The sequence below is a fragment of the Curvivirga aplysinae genome, assembly GCF_009711445.1.
In the GTDB taxonomy this organism is placed as follows: domain Bacteria; phylum Pseudomonadota; class Alphaproteobacteria; order UBA8366; family Aestuariispiraceae; genus Curvivirga; species Curvivirga aplysinae.
Window position 1 is genome coordinate 1 of the sequence record NZ_SMMC01000154.1, and the last position, 21204, is coordinate 21204.

Here is a 21204-nt window from a genome sequence, read left to right on the forward strand (position 1 = left end):
TTGCGAAAAATATGAGTTCGTTGATTTTTATACCTAATTCGCCTTGAAAGAGTATAACTTTCCCCGTTAATGTTATAAATCACTTTCAGCAGAAGTTAAAAAGGTGATCCTTTTATATGACCGTTTCTTCAAACGAAAATAATGAAAAACACCAAGAAGAAAACGGGTTTGTTGAGATACTCAACCAGAAAGCGACAAAAGAAACAATTTTTCAATCTCAGAAAGCTGAACGGCTTTATAACTGGTGGTGTTCCTTTCACCCAAACTGTCCAACCATAGATAATTTTGATATTTTACATCATATCCATGACGCTGGTGAGTTTTTCCTCTATAAGGTTATTTCACGTGATGAATATGAAATTCGTCTCAATGGAGAAGTAGCCTCAGATATTATTCGCAAACAATATAGTGGAGTAACGGTCAGCGCGGAAACCGCGAAAGATGACCCTCATCTATTATCCCTGATCCCATATTTACAACAGATATATGATGATAAAGAACCTTATGTATGTACAGGTAAATTCCGTGATCGCCTTGATCGTTTACGCCATTTCCAATCAATTGACTGCCCGCTCTTGGATGAGAACTCAAAGGTGGTTCAAATCATTGGTATTCTTGAAGCACTCGATTAATGAAACATGATCGCATAATCCGAGACGGTGTTGATGGGCGCAAAAACCTTTCACAGCTCATCTCCGTTACTGAATATCAAGTAATACCCGATATACGGTTCAACTCTAAAAAAGTAGAGAGCCTATATGATTGGTGGCATTCCCATCAAACAGATACCCCCAGAAAATCGTCTTTTGACATAGTAGATCATATAAAAGATGCGGAGGGATATTTCTTATATTCTGTCATTGCAGATGATGAGTTTTATGTGCGCGTGCTTGGTGAAAAAGCAATTGACCTTCTTGGTAATCGCTACACAAATGTCCGCATTAATAGAGAAGCAGCTAAAGTGGATGCACATCTGGATGCACTTATAACTTATCTACAGAAAATCTTAAAAAATAAGACCGCTTTTTGGTGTGAAGGTGAATTTATAGATCAATATGGACGTAAACGAAGATTTCAATCTATCGATTGCCCACTTTGGGACAACGCAAATAATATCTCACATATCGTTGGTGTGATGGAGGCGATTTAAGACACCTCCATTTAGCTTACGCATTCACATCAACAACTACACGTCCCTTAACTTTACCTGCAAGAATATCCCCACCTAACGATGGAAGATCAGATAGAGTTGCATCCACAACCATTTCCTCTAATTTATCCATAGGAAGATCCTTTGCGATACGTTCCCATGCCCGAAGACGATCGTCATAAGGACGCATCACTGAATCAATCCCCAATAAATTAACACCACGTAATAAAAACGGAATTACTGTGGCAGGTAATCCAGCCCCACCAGCCAAGCCAACTGCAGCAACCGAAGCACCATATTTCATTTGTCCTAATACTCGCGCAAGCATGGCACCACCGACCGCATCAACGCAACCAGCCCATGTTTCGGTTTCCAAGGGCCTTTTCGTCGTCTCATTTATTTCTTCACGTGCAACGATCTGAGTAGCCCCAAGGGATTTCAAATAATCAGCTGTTTCAGGACGTCCTGTTACACCTGCCACTTCATGACCAAGTTTCGCTAAAATCGCCGTTGCAACAGATCCAACACCACCTGCAGCACCTGTAACCAAAACAGGACCATCACCTACTTTTAAACCATGATCTTCAAGTGCCATGACAGATAGCATAGAGGTAAAACCCGCAGTCCCAACAGCCATTGCCTGTTTCGGGGTAATCCCATTTGGTAAAGGCACCAACCAATCCGCCTTCACCTTGGCTTTCTGGGAATAACCGCCCCACCAAACCTCACCAACCCGCCAACCCGTCAGAACCACCTTATCACCTGCTTTATAGCGGTTATCTTCAGACGTTTCGACGGTACCAACAAAATCAATACCCGGGATATGAGGATAGTTTCGCACCAATCCGCCATTACCAGTTAGACATAAGCCGTCTTTATAATTCACTGTGGAATATTCAACTGCGACAGTCACATCACCATCAGATGGAAGTTGAGTCTCACCCAGTTCCTGAATTTCAGCCGATACCTTACCTTCATCATCTTTATTCACAATTAATGCGTTAAACATTGAATTCTCTCCCCTTTTCCAACTTATAAATGGCGCGCTTTCTCACGTAACTTGAATTTTTGAATTTTACCTGTCGCAGTCTTTGGTAAATCTTCAAACAAAATCGTTTTTGGCATTTGGAAACCTGCTAAATGCTCCCGACAGAATTTAATTAATTCATCCTCCGTAACATCTTCACCTTCTTTCAATTCAATAAAGGCGCAAGGTGTTTCCCCCCATTTTTCATCTGGGCGAGCGACGACTGCAGCCAGACTAACAGCTGGATGTTTAAATAGAACCCCCTCAACTTCGACGGATGAAATATTCTCTCCACCAGAAATAATAATATCTTTAAGACGATCCCGAATTTCTGCATAACCGCTAGGATGCATGACGGCTAAATCGCCAGAGTGGAACCACCCATCTTTAAAGGCCTCAGCAGTGGCTTCGGGGGCCTTTAAATAGCCTTTCATCACGGTGTTACCACGAAGCTGAATTTCCCCCAACTCTTCACCATCACGTGCAACTGGCTCGCCAGTTTCAAGATTGACAATACGCATTCCTTCCATCATCGGAAAGACAACACCTTGCTGGGCTTTGATTGCGGCTTGATCTTTGAAATTCAACCCATCCCATTGGTCTTGCCATACGCATTCAAGGACATGTCCAAATGTCTCTGTAAGGCCATAAACCTGTGTAATATCAATACCAAGCTTTTGGACTTTCTCAATAACGGCCGCAGGTGGTGGTGCGCCAGCGGTCATCGCGTGAACTTTATTATGTAAAGGCTTGCGCTGTTCATCGGTTGCGTTGATCAACATAGATAAAACGATAGGAGCGCCCCCAAAATGGGTAACTTTATTTTTTGATAATGCGGTATAAATATCGCCGGGATCCACATATCTCAGACAGACGATTGTGCCCGCAAGTGCGGTCATTGTCCAAGCATGTCCCCATCCATTACAATGAAACATTGGTACGACATACAGATATGTTGGATGATTTTGCATGTTCCAGCCGGGAATTGTCCCCATCGCCATCAAATACGCACCGCGATGATGATATACGACGCCTTTCGGCCGTCCACTGGTACCGGAAGTATAATTTAAGGCCAGACTATCCCATTCATCATCAGGCATCTGCCAATTAAAATCAGCATCGCCGCTGGCAACAAAACTTTCATAATCAATATCGCCCAGCTTATTGTCTTCACCAGAAACTTCAGGCGCCAAACCATCAACGATATCAATAATTTTTAAATCCTTATTCTCACATTCATTCAAGGCATGCTTCACAGAAAGTGAGAATTGACGATCAACAATTAGAATTTTAGTTTCTGCATGATCAAAGATATAAGCCAATGTGTCATGCTCAAGCCTCATATTTATCGTATTCAAAACGCCACCAGCCATAGCCACGGCGAAATGCGCTTCAAACATGGGCGGAATATTCGGTGAAAGTATTGAAACCACCTCACCCTTTTTAAGACCTGCTTTCTTTAAAGCCGATGCAAATCTTACACAACGTTCATATGTTTCCGCCCAAGTATATTTCTTATCGCCGTAAATGACTGACGTTCTATCTGGAAAGACATCTTTCGTGCGCACAAGAAAAGATATAGGTGATAAAGGTACATAATTTGCCGGATTTTTTTCTAATCCTTCAGTTGCGTTCACTGCAGATCCCATTACGCAAACTCCCTATTGTTTTATTTTTTGGAATGAGCCCGATCTTTTATCGTCGAGCTCTTTTCCCGTATTAAATTTATTTTATATTAAAGCTCTGGCACTTCAAACGGAAGATCACAAATCTTGGCTTGTCTTGGGCCGTCAGGTGTTTGAACAGTCACAGATTGACCTGTTTCACAAAAATCAATTTCAATCATACCATTTGCTATATTATTTTTAAGCGCAGGCGAATAACAAGCCGATGTTACATTTCCTGCAAACTTGCCATCAACTTCAACAGGCCACAGTCCAGAACAGGCCGTTTTCAACTCACCATCAATCACTAATCCCCGAATACGGCGTTTTACACCTTCTTCCCTAATTTTAAGCAACGCTTCTTTACCAATAAAATCAAAACCTCCATCAAGATGGCAATATTGATCTAATCCGCATTCAAGAGGATTATTTTCGGTTGTAAAATCATTCCCGTAAGAAAACAGTCCCCCTTCAATACGTTCAATCAGGTTAGGATTTCCCGGTCCGATGTTAAACTCTTTCCCGGCGTCCCAAAGAGCATCCCATAGTGCTTCACCCAGAGAAAAATCGGTTAAGTAAATTTCAAAGCCGCCTTGCTTACTCCAACCAGAACGCGCAACAGGCATCTTCACCCCCTGAAACTCTAGCTCTTCAAAACGGAAAAAGCGGATATCGCGCACTTGTTCGCCAAAAACTTTTGCCACAACATCGTCAGCTTTTGGACCTTGAACAGCAAGTGGAAATACATCTGGTTCTGTAACATCCACATTTAAATTCATGCCATATGCCAAACCTTTTGCCCAAAGTAAAAGATCGCTATCTGCAATGGATAACCAAAACTTATCTTCAGCCAACTTCAAAATAATAGGATCATTCAACATGCCACCGTCTTGGTTAACGATAGGGGCATATACTCCCTGCCCCACAACTGCCTTTTGCAGATTACGCGGTGTCATTAATTGAGCCAGTTTTGCGGCATCTGGGCCCTGCAATTGCACTTGTCGTTCACAAGTCACATCCCAAATTTGCACAAATTCTCGCAAATGCCAGTAGTCAGCTTCTGCACTTTCACGAAACTGAGTTGATAACAAAGTACGATTGTAAACCGTATATCCCTTAACCCCACATTCACTTACACGGTTGGAATAAGGAGTTGATCGAGTACGACGGGAAATCGCAAGAACGGGTTGAGACATTATTTTTCTCCAAAGCAGGCTAATCTTATTCATATAAATCTATATCCAAGTTTACTTAAAAGGAGAAGTATGTTTAATTTTTCTTCATTATTATTTTTTTCAATAACGTGATTCCAAATGAAACAACTTCCGCCACTTAGAGCCATTCGTGCATTTGAAGCATGTTATCGATTACGCAGTTTCACACGTGCGGCAAATTCCCTGAATGTGCAACAACCCGCGGTCAGTCATCAAATCAGAAATCTGGAAGATGATTTACAAACCAAACTATTTACCAAACATGGCGCGGCTATTGTACCAACCGATGAGGCAGATTCCTATTATGAAGCGATCGCCGCAGCCCTAAATGATATCGCGACTGCCAGTGAGCGTTTAAGAAGCAACAATCGAAACGATAGCGAAATCTCACTTGCCACCTATCCCGGCATCGCAGCCTATTGGTTATTACCCAAAACTCAATTACTTCGCGAAAAATATCCTGATCTGATCATGCGGGTAACGACAATGGAAAAAAATTCCGACATTCTTCTGGAAAATGTGGATTGTGCAATTGTCTTTGGTGATGGCAATTGGAAAGGCTTTCAGGCCGTAAAATTAATTGATGAAGCAGTTATTCCCGTTGCCGCCCCAAAAGTCGCCGAACAATATCAACATTTATCGGGTAAAGACCTATTAGAAAAAGGTCCCATCATCTATCTAGAAGATGAAGAAGAAAGATGGCTTGGCTGGAAAGAATGGGCCGGTAAACTTGCGCCTGAATATGGAAAAATCAACAAGCTAACCTCGACCTCAAATTATGGACTTGCCATTAACCAAGCCTTGCTAGGGCATGGCATTGCCTTAGGATGGACGGGTGTCGTAAAGGATTTCGTAGAAACTGGTGCTCTCGTACCGCTTAATTTTCCAATCATGCATACAAATAACGGATACTACTTGGTCGCCAAGGAAGATTTTTTCAACACTGAAATGAGTGAAAATTTGTTAAATCTGTTAAGAGATCAATTAACGACAGTTTCTTAGACAACATTAATAGTTTAATTTGGACACAAAAAAACCGCTCAAGCATTTCTGCGAGCGATTTTAAAATTGGCATCCCCTACGGGATTCGAACCCGTGTTGCCGCCGTGAAAGGGCGGTGTCCTAGGCCTCTAGACGAAGGGGACATATTTTGTTTACAGCCTTAACTTTGCTGTGAGAGTTGATTTAAAGATTTCGCCCCTAATGGTCAACCCTCTTTTATTGATATTTCTTCTCTTTTGATAAATTAATTCCACTTCCCGACCTCTTCTTTGGCATTAGATTTGCATTATCGGTAAGTGAGAAGATGTAATTAGGCAAATACTGCCCGGACTTTGGTTCGATAGAGGAAGTAAATATGGTATCGGATTATTCATTTACGTCAGGCATTACAGCAATGAGAGCCCATTCGCGATCTCTTGCTGCGATTGCTGACAATGTTGCGAACCTGAATACTGCTGGTTTTAAGCATACGCAAATTCACACTCAATCTCTGACAAATGAGTCAAGATACGGTAGTGTTTATGGAAATTATAGCGGAACATCCGGCGTGGTGTTTAATCGATATGCTGCTGAAGGCACAACTATTTCCACTCAAAGCCCGCTTGATGGCGCACTTATGGGAAAAGGGTTCTTTATTACGAGCGATGCTTTAACTGGTGGCCAAAATTACCTGACAGCAGCAGGACAGTTCGACATTCAACTTGAACAAGATGGTTCAGGTGCTAGCTATATAAAAGACGGTTCTGGCAATTATCTTTTAGGTTGGGATTACAATCCGGCAACAAGCACCTTTAATACGGGCAATGACCTAGCCTCCGTTGGCCCCATTCGTGCGGATCGCTTTAGTACCACATATGCAGCAGTAGCGACCTCTGAAGTTAGTGTTGGGGCTAACTTATCTGCTGATACAGCTGTTGGAGAATCTCAAACAATCAGCTTTGGTGTTCTGGATGGTAGTGGCGATGCTGATGGAATTAATGACGGTCAAAACATCAACATGGTATTTACCAAATCAGCCACACCAAATATCTGGGATGTCACGATCACAGGAGATGGCGGTACCGTAAGCAATACGCCCTTCCAGGTAGAGTTTGATTCTACAGGGTCTCAGATGTCTATCGTCGGCAGCACCAGTACATCTCTTAATGTATCCGTAAACTGGGCAAATTCCGGTGCATCGAATACATTTAGTTTAAATCTTGGTAACTTCACACAATTTGCGGGTGCAAACACCCTTGATGACATTAATACGAATGGCTTTAGTGAGGGCGTTTTAGGCAGTACATATTTTGGTGATGAGGGTATCGTATATGGCAAATTTACCAATGGTGCCACACGACCTGTAGCAAAAGTTGCTATAGGTGATGTTCGCAATGCGGAAGGTTTAAATGCAGTTTCGGGCACCCATTTTGAAACCACCGGCCAATCCGGTGAGATCACGGTCTATGATCCAGAAGTAACAACACGTGCTCGATTTGTAGCAGGTGCCTATGAAGGCGCATCCACAAATCTAAATGCTGAATTTAGTAACATGATCACGACACAACGGGCATATAGTTCAGCCGCAACGACGATCCGAACAGCGGATGAAATGATGCAAACAGTCTCCAGACTGAAATAGTAAATAGTTGAATTAGGCAGGCGCCGCGTCTTCAATCATGATTTGAACGGAGTCGCGTCCCTGCCAACTATCAATCTGCAATCGTCCTGCCAAATGTACAGGTAATCCGTGATTTGCAGACAACAGCAGGTCACCCAAATTTTGATCCGCACATCGAAAAGCAATTGCTTTGATCCAGTTACCACCGCCAGAACTGCTGACCTGACAACTTACATGATCAGCCCCCACAATACGTGGCTTGATAATTTTTACGTTCTCCAGAACAAATTTTGGCGTTGCATTTCCTGCTCCAAATGGTGCCAGCTGATCCAGCGTCTTCACTAAATCAATCGTTGCTCCGCTGGCTTGCAAACAGCCATCAACCGTTAAGGTCGGTACCATTTCCATTTCTGAAACTTGCTTGGAAATTCTTTCATTTAAGTAATCACGAAATTCATCACTTAACGCTTCTGTGACTGTAAATCCCGCAGCCATTTTATGGCCACCACCATTCAGTAATAAATCTGATTGATGTGCAGCAATTACATGTGCACCGAGATCAACCCCATCCACAGACCGACCCGATCCTTTTCCCACACCGTTTTCAATAGCCACAACACAAGCCGGTGCACCGTAACGTTCCTTCAAACGACTTGCAACAATCCCAATCACCCCGGCATGCCAACCTTCAGATGCCACATAGATTAGGCTGTCTTTTTCACGCCCTTCACGCTCAACCATCTCAATGGCCTGTTCCAAACATGCCGCTTCAATTTCTTTACGTTCTGCATTAAAACCATCGAGTTGCCGCGCAATCGCAAGAGCTTCTTGTGGTGTATCACTTGCAAGCAAACGGCTACCAAGGGCTGCCTCCCCAACACGTCCGCCCGCATTAACACGTGGCCCCATTTGGAAGCCTAAATGATAGGCACTTGGCGGGCCATCCACCGCAGACACATCTGCCAAAGCCTTCATACCAGTATTACGACGACCTGCCATAACCTTAAGACCTTGGGATACAAAAGCACGGTTTACCCCTTTGAGAGGGACCACATCACAAACGGTTCCCAGAGCAACCAAATCTAGCAGCAGACGAATATCAGGCTCTTTCTTGTCACCAAAGAAACCGACATCACGTAACGCACGATTTAATCCAACGACCAATAAAAACACAACGCCCACAGCAGCCATATGCCCATGTGGACTTGCATCATCTAGTCGGTTTGGATTTACCACAGCAATCGCATCCGGCAAATGCGCTTCGGCAGCATGGTGGTCCATAACCACCATATTAAGTCCCGACTTTGACGCTTTACCTAAAACATCGAAAGCCGTAATACCGCAATCAACGGTAATAACTGTTGAATATCCCTGCTCTTTCAACTTCATTAGAGCTGGCAAATTTGGCCCATAACCTTCCGACATACGATCAGGAATATAGACCCCCATATCAAGACCAAGCATATTAAAGTAACGTTTTAAAACCGCACTTGAAGTCGCACCATCTACATCATAATCACCAAAGACGGCGATTCTATTACCCGACTGGATTTCCCCCACAAGATGATTAATCGCCTTATCCATGTCGACAAGATGAGATGGATCAGGCAACAGAGTTTTAAGAGATGGATTTAAAAAGTCTTCGGCTTGATCTAATCCGATGCCACGAGCTGACAGAATACGCCCAACAATATCCGGTAAAGAAAAACGCTGGCATAAAGCCAGCGATTCTCGTTCATTACCTTCACGTAATTCCCAACGTTGACCGGAAATTGATTTTTCAATACCTAATAACGGGGAATTCACAGTCATGGCTTACCACTTCACCCATGTTTTACGAGAAAAGTTATGTTCAGCTTCGATCTTACGAACTGTGCCAGATTTGGAACGCATAATAAGTGTTTGCGTAATTGCTTTATGTGGTAATACACGAACACCTTGCAACATGGAACCGTCTGTCACACCAGTGGCAGAGAACATAACATCGCCTTTTGCCATGTCTTCCATTTTGTAAACGCGATCAAGGTCAGTAATACCCCATTTTGCTGCACGTGCTTTTTCATCATCATTACGGAACAACAAACGACCTTGAATTTGACCGCCAATACAACGTAATGCTGCTGCTGCTAAAACGCCTTCCGGTGCGCCACCAGAACCAATATACATATCAACGCCTGTAGATGGATCAGATGTAGAAATCACACCAGATACGTCACCATCACCAATCAACATGATACGTGCACCACAAGCACGAACTTGTTCGATAATCTCTGCATGACGCGGACGGTCCAAGATGCAAACCAACATCTCTTCCATTTCTTTGTCTTTTGCTTTTGCGAGATTACGTAAGTTTTCTTCCGGCGTCGCATCAATATCAACAATACCGTCTGGCAATCCACCACCCACAGCAATTTTTTGCATATAAGTGTCAGGTGCATTCAGGAAACAACCCTCTTCTGCCATAGCAATAACCGCTAAAGCATTTGGGCCGCCTTTGGCTGTAATGGTTGTGCCTTCAAGTGGATCAAGTGAGATATCAACTTTAGGACCTGTGCCTGTACCAACTTCTTCGCCGATGTAAAGCATAGGCGCTTCGTCACGCTCACCTTCACCAATTACAACTGTACCTTGGATATCCATCGCGTTTAATGCTGTACGCATTGCGTCAACAGCCGCTTGGTCTGCTGCCTTCTCGTCCCCTTTACCAATCCAACGAGAGGATGCCAAAGCTGCTGCTTCTGTCACACGGCAAGCTTCCAATGCAAGGTTACGTTCTGTAATAGCCATTTTAAATTTTCCTTAAACCTGATGCTCAGTTTTTAAATTCTGAGCAGTCTATACATGAAGTCTTCCAAGATTTCATGCTTTTTGTGCATATATTTCCCAAAAACTTTAAAGGTTTAGTTTTCTGTGAATTTTTCAATGCGGATCATGCAAGGTTTCCCCTGAACCTCATCCAAAGCTTCCATCTTTGCCAGAGCACGACTAACCGCAGCTTCATTTGTTTCATGAATGGTCATAACAACAGAAACGGCTGAGCCCGGAGCGCGACCACGTTGCAACATAGCCTCAATAGACGCATCCTCTTCTTTAAGAATACGCGTCACATCTGCCATAACACCCGGTTTATCAATCACTTGAAGACGGATGTAGCAAGACCCACTATGATTATCCATGCTCAATGTAGCTTTTTCCACTAAGTCACCTGCAGCAATGCCAAATGCAGGTGCAATTCGACCTGTAGCAATGTCAACAATGTCAGCCACAACTGCGGACGCTGTTGGTCCTGCACCTGCACCACGACCTTGGAGAACAGTTGTTCCAACAAAATCACCTTCGGTTACAACCGCGTTATAGACACCTTCTACACCTGCGATCGGCTTATCTGCAGGCACCATCACTGGATGCACGCGTTGGAAAATACCATTATCGCCATTTTCCGCGATACCAAGTAGCTTAATTTTATAACCAAGTTCAGATGCATATTCGATATCAGTCGCAGATACATGACGAATACCTTCTACATGCATGCCATCAAAATCGACCTTGGTCCCAAAGGATAACGAAGCAAGTAACGCCAGTTTATGTGCCGCATCCACGCCATCAATATCAAAGCTTGGATCAGCTTCCGCATAACCAAGCTCTTGTGCTTCAGATAATACATCTGCGAAATCGCGACCTGTTTCACGCATTGTGGTTAGGATATAGTTGCAAGTTCCGTTTAAGATGCCATGCAAAGAGGAAATCTTGTTCCCTGCTAATCCTTCACGGATGGATTTAATCACAGGAATACCGCCTGCAACGGCCGCCTCATAGGTCAAACCAACTTTTTTTTCTTCCGCCAATTGCGCAAGTTCAAAACCATGATGTGCCATCAATGCTTTGTTAGCAGTCACTACATGCTTACCCGAATTTAAAGCAGCCTCTACAGCAGCTTTTGCTGGGCCGTCAGAACCGCCAATAAGTTCTACATAGATATCTGCGTCCGCCTCACGTGCCATTTCAACAGCATCATCAAACCAAGTAAAACCAGAAAGATCACATCCACGATCGCGATTGCGATCACGTGCAGATACTGCAGTTACCGTAATTTGACGACCAGAACGTGTTGTTAAAACATCAGCATGTTCAGCCAACAAATTAACGGTGCCCGCCCCCACAGTACCTAAGCCTGCAATTGCGATTTTCACTGGTTTGCCATCTTTACTCATGTGATTTTTCTCTTTTTAACTAAAGTTATAAATTCCGCTATTTTAATATTAAAAGACCATACGATTTTATTTTAATCTGTTAGCAGGTCTTTCATGTTACGAATGGCTTGTCGGATTCGTTGCGTATTTTCAACCAAACCAAATCTTACATGACCATCGCCATATTCACCGAAGCCCACACCAGGAGCTACAGCGACCCCTGCCTTATCAAGCAGCAGTTTAGAAAATTCCAACGATCCCATTTCCTTATATTTATCTGGAAGTGGTGCCCAAGCAAACATAGATGCTTCGGGCGATGGAACATCCCAACCAATTTTTGCCAACCCATCAATCAAGACATCGCGGCGTTCTTTATATAAGGCACGAACTTCGTCCACGCAATCTTGAGGGCCATTCAATGCCGCAGTCGCAGCCACCTGAATTGGCGTAAAAGCACCATAATCCACATAGGATTTCACACGTCCCAAAGCCGCCACAAGCTTTTTATTGCCGGCCGCAAAACCAACCCGCCAACCCGGCATCGAATAAGTCTTAGAAAGAGATGTGAATTCAATAGCAATATCCCGCGCGCCCTTCACTTCCAAAACAGATGGCGGAGGCGTGTCGCCGAAGTAAATCTCGGAATAGGCGATATCAGATAAAATATAGATGCCGTGGAATTTACAGAAATCCACAACCTCTGAATAAAAGTCCAACCCTACACAATGCGCCGTCGGGTTTTGTGGGAAATTCAATACCACAGCCAAAGGTTTTGGAATGGAGTGCTTCACTGCGCGGTCTAATTCACGCATGAAGTTTTCTTGAAAATTCGCTTCGCCACCGCCCGCAGGCATGTGGCGAATGACGCCACCTGCAATAATAAATCCAAATGTATGAATCGGATAAGTCGGATTAGGAGAAAGAATAACGTCACCAGGGCTGGTAATCGCTTGTGCTAAATTTGCCAAACCTTCCTTGGAGCCAAGCGTTACAATCACTTCACTTTCAGGATCAAGTTCCACATTAAATCGACGTGCGTAATATCCTGCTAACGCCTTACGCAATCCCGGAATACCGCGGCTTACTGAATATCGATGCGTACGTGGGTCTTGAATCGCTTCAACCAACTTATCGACAATATGCTGAGGTGTCGGGCTATCAGGATTCCCCATACCAAAGTCAATGATATCTTCCCCTCTCGCTCGGGCCGCGGCTTTCATAGCATTTACTTCAGCAAATACATATGGGGGCAGCCTTTTAATGCGATGGAATTCTTCAATCATCGTCTCTTTTTCACCTCGATTTAAGTTTAAGTAGGAATTGTTAGTTTAAGAAATAGATTTCGGCACGTCGGTTATAGGCATGATCCAAGTCCGTATCACCTAAACGAGCCGGGTCGTTTGCACCACGGGCATCCATTAGGATCATATCAGCAGGAACACCTAACGCCTTCAATGTCTCAGTCACATTTACAGCACGATCTAAAGATACTTTATAGTTCACAAGCGCAGGATTTGTGACACGCGGCGACACGGGTATAGATGCATGTCCAATAATCGCAACGCCAGTTGCACCATTTCGCACATATAAATCAGCCACTTGACCTAGAACAGCTTTATCATTCGCACTTAAAACCGCATTGCCAATGGAATAATATAACGTCGCGATATGCGTTCCATTACTTGCAGCTTCCTCGGCACGGTTAGCAGAAATTGCTGCGACAGCTTCTTCAGATGCCTGTACGTTTGGCACATCAACAACTGTACCTGCATCCGTGTTTTGAGCACTAACAGTAGGTCGTACAACAACTTGTTTTTTTGCGGCTTCAACCGCAGGTGCCGGAGTTGCAGGAACCGGTGCAGGAGCTGGCTCAACTGGTTTAGGCGCAACTTGAGCTACATTTGATGTCGACTGCCCCGTTGTCGCTACCGGAACGGCTACCGCATTACTAGGTTTAGAAGTAATCTTCGGCTCAACCGGAGTTGGGGCTGGCTTGGGCGCTTCCGCAACTGGTGATGGTGCAGTTGTTGTCGCCGATTTAGCAACAGTTTCGCTACTTGCCACAGGTGGAGTAGCTGGTGCAGACACATCTTCTTGCACGGGTTGAGGCGCCTGAATAGGTGTTTCATTTGTTGGAATAGATTGCGACCGGATAACTTGATCGCTGTATTGTGCGTTTTGATTATCCGCAACTAATCCTGACTGCAATGCGTCAAAATCACGTTTCAACTCAGGTTCTTCAGGGCGTTCCGGCACAGTTCCGACAGCAGGAAATTCTTCATCCTCACCAGGAATAGATTGGTCCTCTTCTTCGGTGGAATCGCTAAACCAGCCACCAGACACACCATCCACAACATCCTGTGTTGTGTTTGTACATGCATTTAATGATAATAAAATAGCTGTTGAAACAGCCAGAATCTGGATTTTTTTCATCGTTTCCCACCGAGCCAAAAAGGAGGTATCAAATTTCAATTGATGCGTATCATAGATAACACACATTGCGGGGGCAATAACGGATTGATGAAATTTAAAAAAACCTAAACATAATCTAATTAAGATCAAAAAGATAAAATCTTTGTTTCAACGATTGAGTTTCAAAAACGACCATGTTTCAATGAACATAATTCGACTTTGATACAGCTAAAAACTGCAGGGATATTTTGGGGAATTTATGATGGCGGATAAAGACGAAACTAACATGGATTACATAAGTGAGTATCTAGCCACCTTGTTTCCTGATCTGGAAGAAAAGTTTGATCCACAAATTTGGGCAGATAACTGGTCGAAATTGCAAGAGCATAGTCATACGACGATGAAAGAGATAATCGAATCCAGTCAAACTAATATGGATAAAACCTCTTCTCAATATCAAGAGATGGCCGACCCTTTCAATCTTGGGACTGCTTTTTTGAGTTGGACTCAAAATATGATTCAAAATCCTGAAACTCTCATTAAAACACAAACAGAATATTGGCAGAACATGCTAAGTCTTTGGCAACAAACCGCGGAACAGATGATGGTGAGTGAAGACGGTAATCTTGGCAATCCGATCTCTGTCATTGAACCCGACGCAGGTGACCGCAGGTTTTCCGACCCAAGCTGGAACGAGAACGCAATTTTCAATTTATTGAAACAATCCTACCTCCTTACCGCTAACTGGATGCATAAAACCGCAGAAACAGTTGAGGGAGTGGATGATCACGATGCACAAAAAATAGAATTTTTTACCCATCAAGTAACTGATGCAATTTCGCCGACAAACTTTTGGGCCACAAATCCTACTGTTCTTAAAGAAACAATGGAAACCAACGGTGAAAATCTTATTCGTGGATTTGACAACCTCGTCTCTGATTTAGATAAAGAAACAGGAAAACTTAAAATTTCAATGACTGACCCGGAAGCTTTTTCAGTTGGTGAAAATCTAGCAACGACTGAAGGTAAAGTTATTTTTGAAAACGACTTAATGCAATTGCTTCAGTATAGCCCAAAGACTGACAGCGTCTTCACGAAACCATTATTGATTGTGCCTCCTTGGATCAACAAATTTTACATTCTTGATCTTGGTCCTAAGAAATCATTCATCAAATATGCTGTGGAGCAAGGCCATACTGTCTTTATCATATCATGGGTAAATCCAGATAGCAGTCTACGTGATAAAGGATTTGAAGATTATATGCTTCAAGGTCCACTTGCCGCATTAGATGCCATTGAGAAAGCAACAGGTGAAAAATCTGTTAATACGATTGGGTATTGTATTGGCGGCACACTTTTGTCCGCAACGCTTGCCTATATGTCCACAAAAGATGATAAACGGATCTCAAGTGCTACTTTTTTCACGACACTCACCGATTTCGAAAATGCAGGAGAGTTAAAGGTCTTTATCGATGAAGAGCAAATTTCCAATATCGAAGCATCAATGGAAGAAAACGGCTATCTAGATGGTAGTGAAATGGCAATGACATTCAATATGTTACGTCCAAACGATCTTATCTGGTCTTTTGTCATCAATAACTATCTGATGGGTAAACAACCCTTCCCGTTTGATCTTCTTTATTGGAATTCTGATAGCACACGTATGCCAGAAAAAATGCATAGCTATTATTTACGCAATATGTATTTGGAAAACAATTTGATAAAACCAAATTGTCTCACCTTAGCAGGTGAAAATATCGATCTTGGAAAGGTTAAAACACCTTGTTTCATCCTATCGACCAAAGATGACCATATCGCCCCATGGCAGGCAACCTATTCAATTGTGAATGCTTTTTCCGGTCCTGTAAAATTTGTCTTGGCTGGATCTGGGCATATTGCTGGCGTTATCAATCCACCCGGTGAAAAAGAAAAATACGGCTATTGGTCCTATGATCCACGTAGTAAAATTGAGGAACCAGAAGATTGGTTTTCCAAATCCAAGCTAACTGCAGGATCATGGTGGCCTGAATGGCAAAAATGGATTTCGCGTAAAGCTGGTAAGAAAGTGGATGCGCGCATTCCCGGTACAGGTAAATTAACAGCCATTGAAGATGCACCTGGCCGTTATGTAAAAACCCGCCTTTAATCCTTTAGCTTCAAAGTTAAAAAAATAAAAGAAAACCCCGGAAGTCAAACTTCCGGGGTTTTTGATCTTTCGATAAAATCTTAGATTAAGATTTCATACGTGCGTTGGTTGGGTCATATAGAGACTTCATACCAACAGCCTCAACTTTGATCGGGAACTTCTGGTTGAAGTATTCGATTTCAAGCTCACGGCCTTCTTCACAGTAATCTTGTGGCAAATAACCCAGAGCAATGTTTTTGCCAACAGATGGACCATAAGCCAAACTTGTTGTGAAAGAACGACGACCTTTAGAGTCAATCAACACTTCGTTTGTGCGTGGGTCGATGATTGGGCAGTTACCCATCATGAAGCGCGCAACACCGTCTTGGTCAACATTGTCTGTTACAGTCATTGTACACAACATTGCAACTTGATGTTCAAGTTCACGTTGGGAGATATTTGCATCCTTACCACGGAAGTCAGCAGCTTTAACTTTTGGACGTGCCAAACCAGCTTCCAACAAGTTGTAATGAGACAACAAGTCCGCATTTTGTAGACGCAAGCTTTTCTCTAGACGACGGCTGTTTGCATATGTTTCCACACCGATTGGTGTAATACCAACTTCGCGGAACATATCCCATAATGCCAAACCATAAGACATAGAGAAGTGAAGCTCCCAACCTTGCTCACCAACGTAGGAAATACGGAAACCTTTAACCGGAATACCACGCAAAGTGAAGTCTTTACATGCACCGAAACCGAAGTTTTCGATGTCAAGACCAGCAGGGTTGTCAGCCAATTTCTTCAATGTTTCACGTGCGTTAGGACCCCAAACACCGATACAGCCATAATGGTCTGTGCGGTCTTCAACAAAAACATCCCAGTTTTTGTCTTGAGCCATACGACGCAAGTAAGTCGCATCACGGTTACCAGCATCACCACCATCAATCATTTGGAAACGATTTTCACCCAAACGAAGAACAGTTAAGTCAGCAATTACGCCCCCTGTATCATCAAGGAAGTTGGTGTAAACACCTTTACCAACTGCTGTATCCCCAGCAACTTTGGAAGAAGATACATATTCCATCAAGTCAGCTGCGTTGCTGCCTGTAATGTCATAAATCGCGAAGTGAGAAAGGTTCACCATACCGACATTTTCAGAAAGCTCTAGATGCTCTGCATTGGATACACGCCAGAAGTGACGATTGTCCCATTCGTGCAAACGCTCTGGAATACGGTCAGCGTATTTTTCCAACAAATGATCATTGCAAGAATAACCATGTGCACGTTCCCAACCTGCAATTTCCATGAAGTGGGCACCAAGCTCTTTTTCACGTAGGTAATAAGGAGCTGTACGCAAGTTACGACCTTTGGAATATGGCTCACGTGTGTGAACAGGTGGGTTATAAATCTTGAACGCGCTTTCGAAGCAACGATCATAGATATATTGCTCAGATTTTTGGATATCATAATAACGTGCGTAATCGATTGGCGCGTGGTCAATCTCTGTACGTCCATCTGTCATCCAGTCAGCGATGATTTTACCTGTACCTGGGCCGTCTTTAACCCAAACAGATACACCATACCACAAGCCACGCACTTTCGGAGATTCACCAATAGATGGACCACCGTCAGCTGTTACCTGCAACAAACCGTTAAAGGAGTGCTTTTCATTGTAGCCCAATTCCGCAAGAATTGGTGTCAATTCCATCGCACGTTCCAATGGCTCAATAACTTGTTCCATTTCCAAATCACGTTGAGATGGAGACAAACGAGCTTGTTCTTTTTCAAGAATATCGCGTGGGTGTACCAAACGAGGTTCTTTTTCCTCATAGTAACCCCATTCGATTTGTCCGCCTTCTGTTGTGCCAGCAGCACCAGTGTCACGTAAGTAAGCAGAGTTACCTTGGTCACGAAGAAGTGGATAGCCGATTTCTTTGCCTGTACCTTCGAATTCGTTATATGGACCGAAGAATGTCAATGGATGGTCAACTGGCATTACAGGAATGTCTTCACCAGCCATTTCAGAGATCAAACGACCCCATAGACCCGCACAAACCACTACATATTCTGCTTCGATGTACCCTTTTTCAGTATGTACACCTTTAATACGACCATCTTCGATATCCAAACCTGTACAAGAACAGTTTGGAATTGTTTCCAATTTACCTGTTGCTTCAGCTTCAAAGATCATTTCGCCGGAAACAGTTTGGGAACGCGGAACAACAAGACCAGCATCAGGATCATAAAGCGCGCCTTGAATTTGATCTTCTTCGATCAAAGGCATCATTTCTTTCGCTTCAGCAGGTGTGATCATACGAACGTTACTACCATGCGCGCGACCAGAAGATACACGGCGTTCCAATTCGCCCATACGTTCATCGTCACCAACACGTGCAACCTCAATACCACCGATACGCTCATAACGACCGCGTGCTTCAAAGAAGTCGATGGAATATTTTGTTGTATAAGTTGTCATCTGATCATGAGCTGTCATGAAGCAGAAGTCAGACGCATGGCCTGTAGAACCAATATCTGTTGGAATTGCAGATTTATCGATACCGATAATGTTGTCCCAACCGCGTTCAATCAAATGGTGAACAACAGAAGCACCTACGATGCCGCCCTGCCCAATAATAACGACTTTCGCTTTTTTGTGAAAATCTGCCATAGATTACCGTCTCCACACTATAGAATATATTAGATGAGTTTTTTTATATTTTGTCGTCACGTTTTGTCGAATAACTATCCCATGTGATGCTAAATTCACATGCAATACCGACACGCTTCGCCAACTGCCCCCATAAATATACTGCTGAAAATTTCAAGACTTAAAGCTTGACGACACTTTCTATTGTTTGCGCGTACTATGTTTAGCAACTTCCGCAGTTTCCCTAAATTCTCCACTTGTTCAAACGCGACCAAACTCTCAAATATCACCATAAAATCAAATCATATTAGCAAAATTCTTTTCATCATTTTTAACCTCAACTTCCCTCCAAACCCGCACAAAAAAGGCATTCCTCTATAGAATATCCTTAAAAGACTATTGAATTTTTTTTGAAAATACCCTAAAAGACCCTCACAAAATTCCGGTGTGGGGTCCGCTCGTCTTTCATAAAGCTCAGAGAGCTTTAAAGTTAAAGCCGTATATCATCGGGGGAATAATTACCTCCTATGACGAAAAATGTGGAACCGGGATATTAAGCCTTATTCGTGATTTCTGTATTACAGGATATTACCAGCCATAAACGTGAAGTCGTCTCCTATAAGCTGGTTATATCTCACGGGTAATTAATATCTAATTCACATAATGCAAAGGAGCATTTAATGGAATTTTTGACTTCCGTAATAGGTGAGATAAACGGGATTGTTTGGGGTTGGCCTATGCTTATCCTCATTCTTGGCGTTGGTTTCTTTATGAGCCTTGGCCTAAAATTGATGCCAATTCTGAAACTAGGTACCGGTTTTAAACTTCTTGCTGGCGGTGTGCATGCCAAAGAAGGTGAAGAATCAGAGGGTGAAGTACCTCCATATCAAGCATTGATGACTGCAATGGCAGCGACTGTTGGTACAGGTAACATTGCAGGTGTTGCAACAGCTGTATTCTTAGGTGGCCCTGGTGCATTATTCTGGATGTGGATGACAGCCCTAGTTGGTATGGCAACAAAATATTCAGAAGCTGTATTGGCTGTTCACTACCGTGAAGTAGACGAAGAAGGCAACCATGTTGGTGGCCCAATGTACTATATCAAAAATGGTATGGGTAAAAGCTGGGGCTGGTTAGGCGCCGCATTTGCGATCTTCGGTGCAATCGCAGGCTTCGGTATTGGTAACGGCGTACAATCTAACTCTATTGCAGCAGTTATCGAAACAAACTTCAGCGTATCTCCATTGGTAACAGGTATCATCTTGATGGTTCTTGTTGGTCTGGTGTTAATCGGCGGTATTAAACGTATTGGTTCTGTTGCAGGTGCATTGGTTCCTTTGATGGCTGTTGCATATATCATTGCGGGCTTGGTTGTATTGGCGATCAACGCTGATCAATTGGGTGCAGCATTCGCACTCGTAATCGAAAGCGCATTTACAGGTCATGCAGCACAAGGTGGTTTCGCTGGTGCAGCTGTTTGGGCAGCTATTCGTTTCGGTGTGGCACGTGGTGTATTCTCAAACGAAGCTGGTTTAGGTTCCGCACCAATCGCACATGCTTCTGCACAAACAAAAGATCCAGTTCGTCAAGGTTTGATTGCTATGTTAGGTACATTCCTTGATACAATCATCGTATGTTCCGTGACTGGTTTGGTAATCGTAACTTCCGGTCTTTGGACATCTGGTGAATCTGGTGCAGCCCTAACTTCTGCTGCTTTCGCTGAGGCTCTACCAGGTGTTGGTAACTATATCGTTGCAATTGCTTTGGCACTTTTCGCTTTCACAACTATTTTGGGTTGGTCTTTCTACGGCGAACGTTGCGTAGAATTCCTTTTCGGTGTGAAATTTATCCTACCATACCGCATTTTATGGATCTTAGCTGTACCTTTAGGCGCTGTCTTAAGCCTAGATTTCGTATGGTTGGTATCTGACACATTGAACGCGATGATGGCATTGCCAAACTTGATCGCGATCTTGGTATTAAGCCCTGTTGTCTTCAAAATGACACGCGCTTATTTCGCAGATAAATCATAAACATTTGATTTTAAAAGATATAAAAGATAGGTCCATCACTTAAGGATCAACCTTCAGGCCCGCTACATTTTTTGTGTGGCGGGCTTTTTCATTTATCCATATATCTATATTCAACAATACATATTATTAAATGATAA

Annotated in this window: 15 protein-coding genes and 1 tRNA gene; 6 read left to right on the plus strand and 10 right to left on the minus strand. The window is 43.2% G+C overall.

Annotated elements, in window-relative coordinates; all coding sequences use genetic code 11:
- Positions 1 to 116 precede the first annotated feature (116 nt).
- Both E1160_RS06170 and E1160_RS06175 read left to right on the plus strand, forming a co-directional pair.
- Complete coding sequence (locus E1160_RS06170; RefSeq protein WP_155154135.1) at positions 117 to 632, plus strand: hypothetical protein; 516 nt, start codon at positions 117 to 119, stop codon at positions 630 to 632.
- Complete coding sequence (locus E1160_RS06175; protein ID WP_155154136.1) at positions 632 to 1150, plus strand: hypothetical protein; 519 nt, start codon at positions 632 to 634, stop codon at positions 1148 to 1150. The genes E1160_RS06170 and E1160_RS06175 overlap by 1 nt, the downstream gene beginning before the upstream one ends.
- 16 nt (positions 1151 to 1166) lie before the next feature.
- Here the strand turns inward: E1160_RS06175 and acuI are convergent, their stop codons facing one another.
- From acuI to E1160_RS06190, 3 genes are all read right to left on the minus strand, one after another.
- On the minus strand, positions 1167 to 2159 hold the full coding sequence (gene acuI / locus E1160_RS06180; RefSeq protein ID WP_155154137.1) for an acryloyl-CoA reductase: 993 nt from the start codon (positions 2157 to 2159) through the stop codon (positions 1167 to 1169).
- Positions 2160 to 2182: 23 nt separating this feature from the next.
- Positions 2183 to 3826: an acyl-CoA synthetase gene (locus E1160_RS06185; protein WP_155154138.1), complete on the minus strand. Its 1644-nt coding sequence runs from the start codon at positions 3824 to 3826 to the stop codon at positions 2183 to 2185.
- Positions 3827 to 3912: 86 nt separating this feature from the next.
- Positions 3913 to 5037, minus strand: a complete 1125-nt coding sequence (locus E1160_RS06190; RefSeq protein ID WP_155154139.1) for a dimethylsulfoniopropionate demethylase — start codon at positions 5035 to 5037, stop codon at positions 3913 to 3915.
- A gap of 117 nt (positions 5038 to 5154) precedes the next feature.
- On the opposite strand from E1160_RS06190, the gene E1160_RS06195 reads away from it, so the two are divergent.
- A complete protein-coding gene (locus E1160_RS06195) occupies positions 5155 to 6057 on the plus strand; it encodes a LysR substrate-binding domain-containing protein (RefSeq protein WP_155154140.1) in 903 nt (300 codons plus the stop codon).
- A 67-nt stretch (positions 6058 to 6124) separates the two neighbouring features.
- On the opposite strand, the gene E1160_RS06200 is transcribed toward E1160_RS06195, so the two are convergent.
- Positions 6125 to 6200: transfer RNA gene (locus E1160_RS06200), tRNA-Glu, on the minus strand.
- A 212-nt stretch (positions 6201 to 6412) separates the two neighbouring features.
- Between E1160_RS06200 and E1160_RS06205 the strand changes: the two genes are divergently transcribed.
- Entirely contained in the window at positions 6413 to 7678 is a 1266-nt protein-coding gene (locus E1160_RS06205) for a flagellar hook-basal body complex protein (RefSeq protein ID WP_155154141.1), read from the plus strand.
- 12 nt (positions 7679 to 7690) lie between these two features.
- Here E1160_RS06205 and recJ read toward each other — a convergent pair whose 3' ends face one another.
- The 5 genes from recJ to E1160_RS06230 all read right to left on the minus strand — a co-directional run bounded on the left by recJ (position 7691) and on the right by E1160_RS06230 (position 14280).
- Complete coding sequence (recJ, locus tag E1160_RS06210) at positions 7691 to 9469, minus strand: single-stranded-DNA-specific exonuclease RecJ (RefSeq protein ID WP_155154142.1); 1779 nt, start codon at positions 9467 to 9469, stop codon at positions 7691 to 7693.
- Positions 9470 to 9472: 3 nt separating this feature from the next.
- Positions 9473 to 10444 (minus strand): class II fructose-bisphosphatase, encoded by a 972-nt coding sequence (gene glpX, locus E1160_RS06215; RefSeq protein WP_155154143.1) that lies wholly within the window; start codon positions 10442 to 10444, stop codon positions 9473 to 9475.
- Between the two features lie 113 nt (positions 10445 to 10557).
- On the minus strand, positions 10558 to 11868 hold the full coding sequence (locus E1160_RS06220; protein WP_155154144.1) for a homoserine dehydrogenase: 1311 nt from the start codon (positions 11866 to 11868) through the stop codon (positions 10558 to 10560).
- A gap of 71 nt (positions 11869 to 11939) precedes the next feature.
- Complete coding sequence (locus tag E1160_RS06225; RefSeq protein ID WP_155154145.1) at positions 11940 to 13130, minus strand: LL-diaminopimelate aminotransferase; 1191 nt, start codon at positions 13128 to 13130, stop codon at positions 11940 to 11942.
- 40 nt (positions 13131 to 13170) lie between these two features.
- A complete protein-coding gene (locus tag E1160_RS06230) occupies positions 13171 to 14280 on the minus strand; it encodes an OmpA family protein (protein WP_218048741.1) in 1110 nt (369 codons plus the stop codon).
- Positions 14281 to 14521: 241 nt separating this feature from the next.
- Between E1160_RS06230 and E1160_RS06235 the strand changes: the two genes are divergently transcribed.
- Complete coding sequence (locus tag E1160_RS06235; protein ID WP_235914059.1) at positions 14522 to 16405, plus strand: PHA/PHB synthase family protein; 1884 nt, start codon at positions 14522 to 14524, stop codon at positions 16403 to 16405.
- 85 nt (positions 16406 to 16490) lie between these two features.
- On the opposite strand, the gene E1160_RS06240 is transcribed toward E1160_RS06235, so the two are convergent.
- Positions 16491 to 19055, minus strand: a complete 2565-nt coding sequence (locus E1160_RS06240; RefSeq protein WP_155154147.1) for a GcvT family protein — start codon at positions 19053 to 19055, stop codon at positions 16491 to 16493.
- Between the two features lie 659 nt (positions 19056 to 19714).
- Here E1160_RS06240 and E1160_RS06245 point away from each other — a divergent pair.
- Positions 19715 to 21067 carry an alanine/glycine:cation symporter family protein gene (locus E1160_RS06245; RefSeq protein WP_155154148.1) on the plus strand — a complete coding sequence of 451 codons (1353 nt, stop codon included), beginning with the start codon at positions 19715 to 19717 and terminating at the stop codon, positions 21065 to 21067.
- Positions 21068 to 21204: the final 137 nt, after the last annotated feature.

What these genes read in the sequence shown, in the direction of transcription:
- E1160_RS06170 (WP_155154135.1), top strand. Translation starts at nt 117, where the DNA reads ATGACCGTTTCTTCAAACGAAAATAATGAAAAACACCAAGAAGAAAAC.
- E1160_RS06175 (WP_155154136.1), top strand. Translation starts at nt 632, where the DNA reads ATGAAACATGATCGCATAATCCGAGACGGTGTTGATGGGCGCAAAAAC.
- acuI (WP_155154137.1), bottom strand. Translation starts at nt 2,159, where the DNA reads ATGTTTAACGCATTAATTGTGAATAAAGATGATGAAGGTAAGGTATCG.
- E1160_RS06185 (WP_155154138.1), bottom strand. Translation starts at nt 3,826, where the DNA reads ATGGGATCTGCAGTGAACGCAACTGAAGGATTAGAAAAAAATCCGGCA.
- E1160_RS06190 (WP_155154139.1), bottom strand. Translation starts at nt 5,037, where the DNA reads ATGTCTCAACCCGTTCTTGCGATTTCCCGTCGTACTCGATCAACTCCT.
- E1160_RS06195 (WP_155154140.1), top strand. Translation starts at nt 5,155, where the DNA reads ATGAAACAACTTCCGCCACTTAGAGCCATTCGTGCATTTGAAGCATGT.
- E1160_RS06205 (WP_155154141.1), top strand. Translation starts at nt 6,413, where the DNA reads ATGGTATCGGATTATTCATTTACGTCAGGCATTACAGCAATGAGAGCC.
- recJ (WP_155154142.1), bottom strand. Translation starts at nt 9,469, where the DNA reads ATGACTGTGAATTCCCCGTTATTAGGTATTGAAAAATCAATTTCCGGT.
- glpX (WP_155154143.1), bottom strand. Translation starts at nt 10,444, where the DNA reads ATGGCTATTACAGAACGTAACCTTGCATTGGAAGCTTGCCGTGTGACA.
- E1160_RS06220 (WP_155154144.1), bottom strand. Translation starts at nt 11,868, where the DNA reads ATGAGTAAAGATGGCAAACCAGTGAAAATCGCAATTGCAGGCTTAGGT.
- E1160_RS06225 (WP_155154145.1), bottom strand. Translation starts at nt 13,130, where the DNA reads ATGATTGAAGAATTCCATCGCATTAAAAGGCTGCCCCCATATGTATTT.
- E1160_RS06230 (WP_218048741.1), bottom strand. Translation starts at nt 14,280, where the DNA reads ATGAAAAAAATCCAGATTCTGGCTGTTTCAACAGCTATTTTATTATCA.
- E1160_RS06235 (WP_235914059.1), top strand. Translation starts at nt 14,522, where the DNA reads ATGGCGGATAAAGACGAAACTAACATGGATTACATAAGTGAGTATCTA.
- E1160_RS06240 (WP_155154147.1), bottom strand. Translation starts at nt 19,055, where the DNA reads ATGGCAGATTTTCACAAAAAAGCGAAAGTCGTTATTATTGGGCAGGGC.
- E1160_RS06245 (WP_155154148.1), top strand. Translation starts at nt 19,715, where the DNA reads ATGGAATTTTTGACTTCCGTAATAGGTGAGATAAACGGGATTGTTTGG.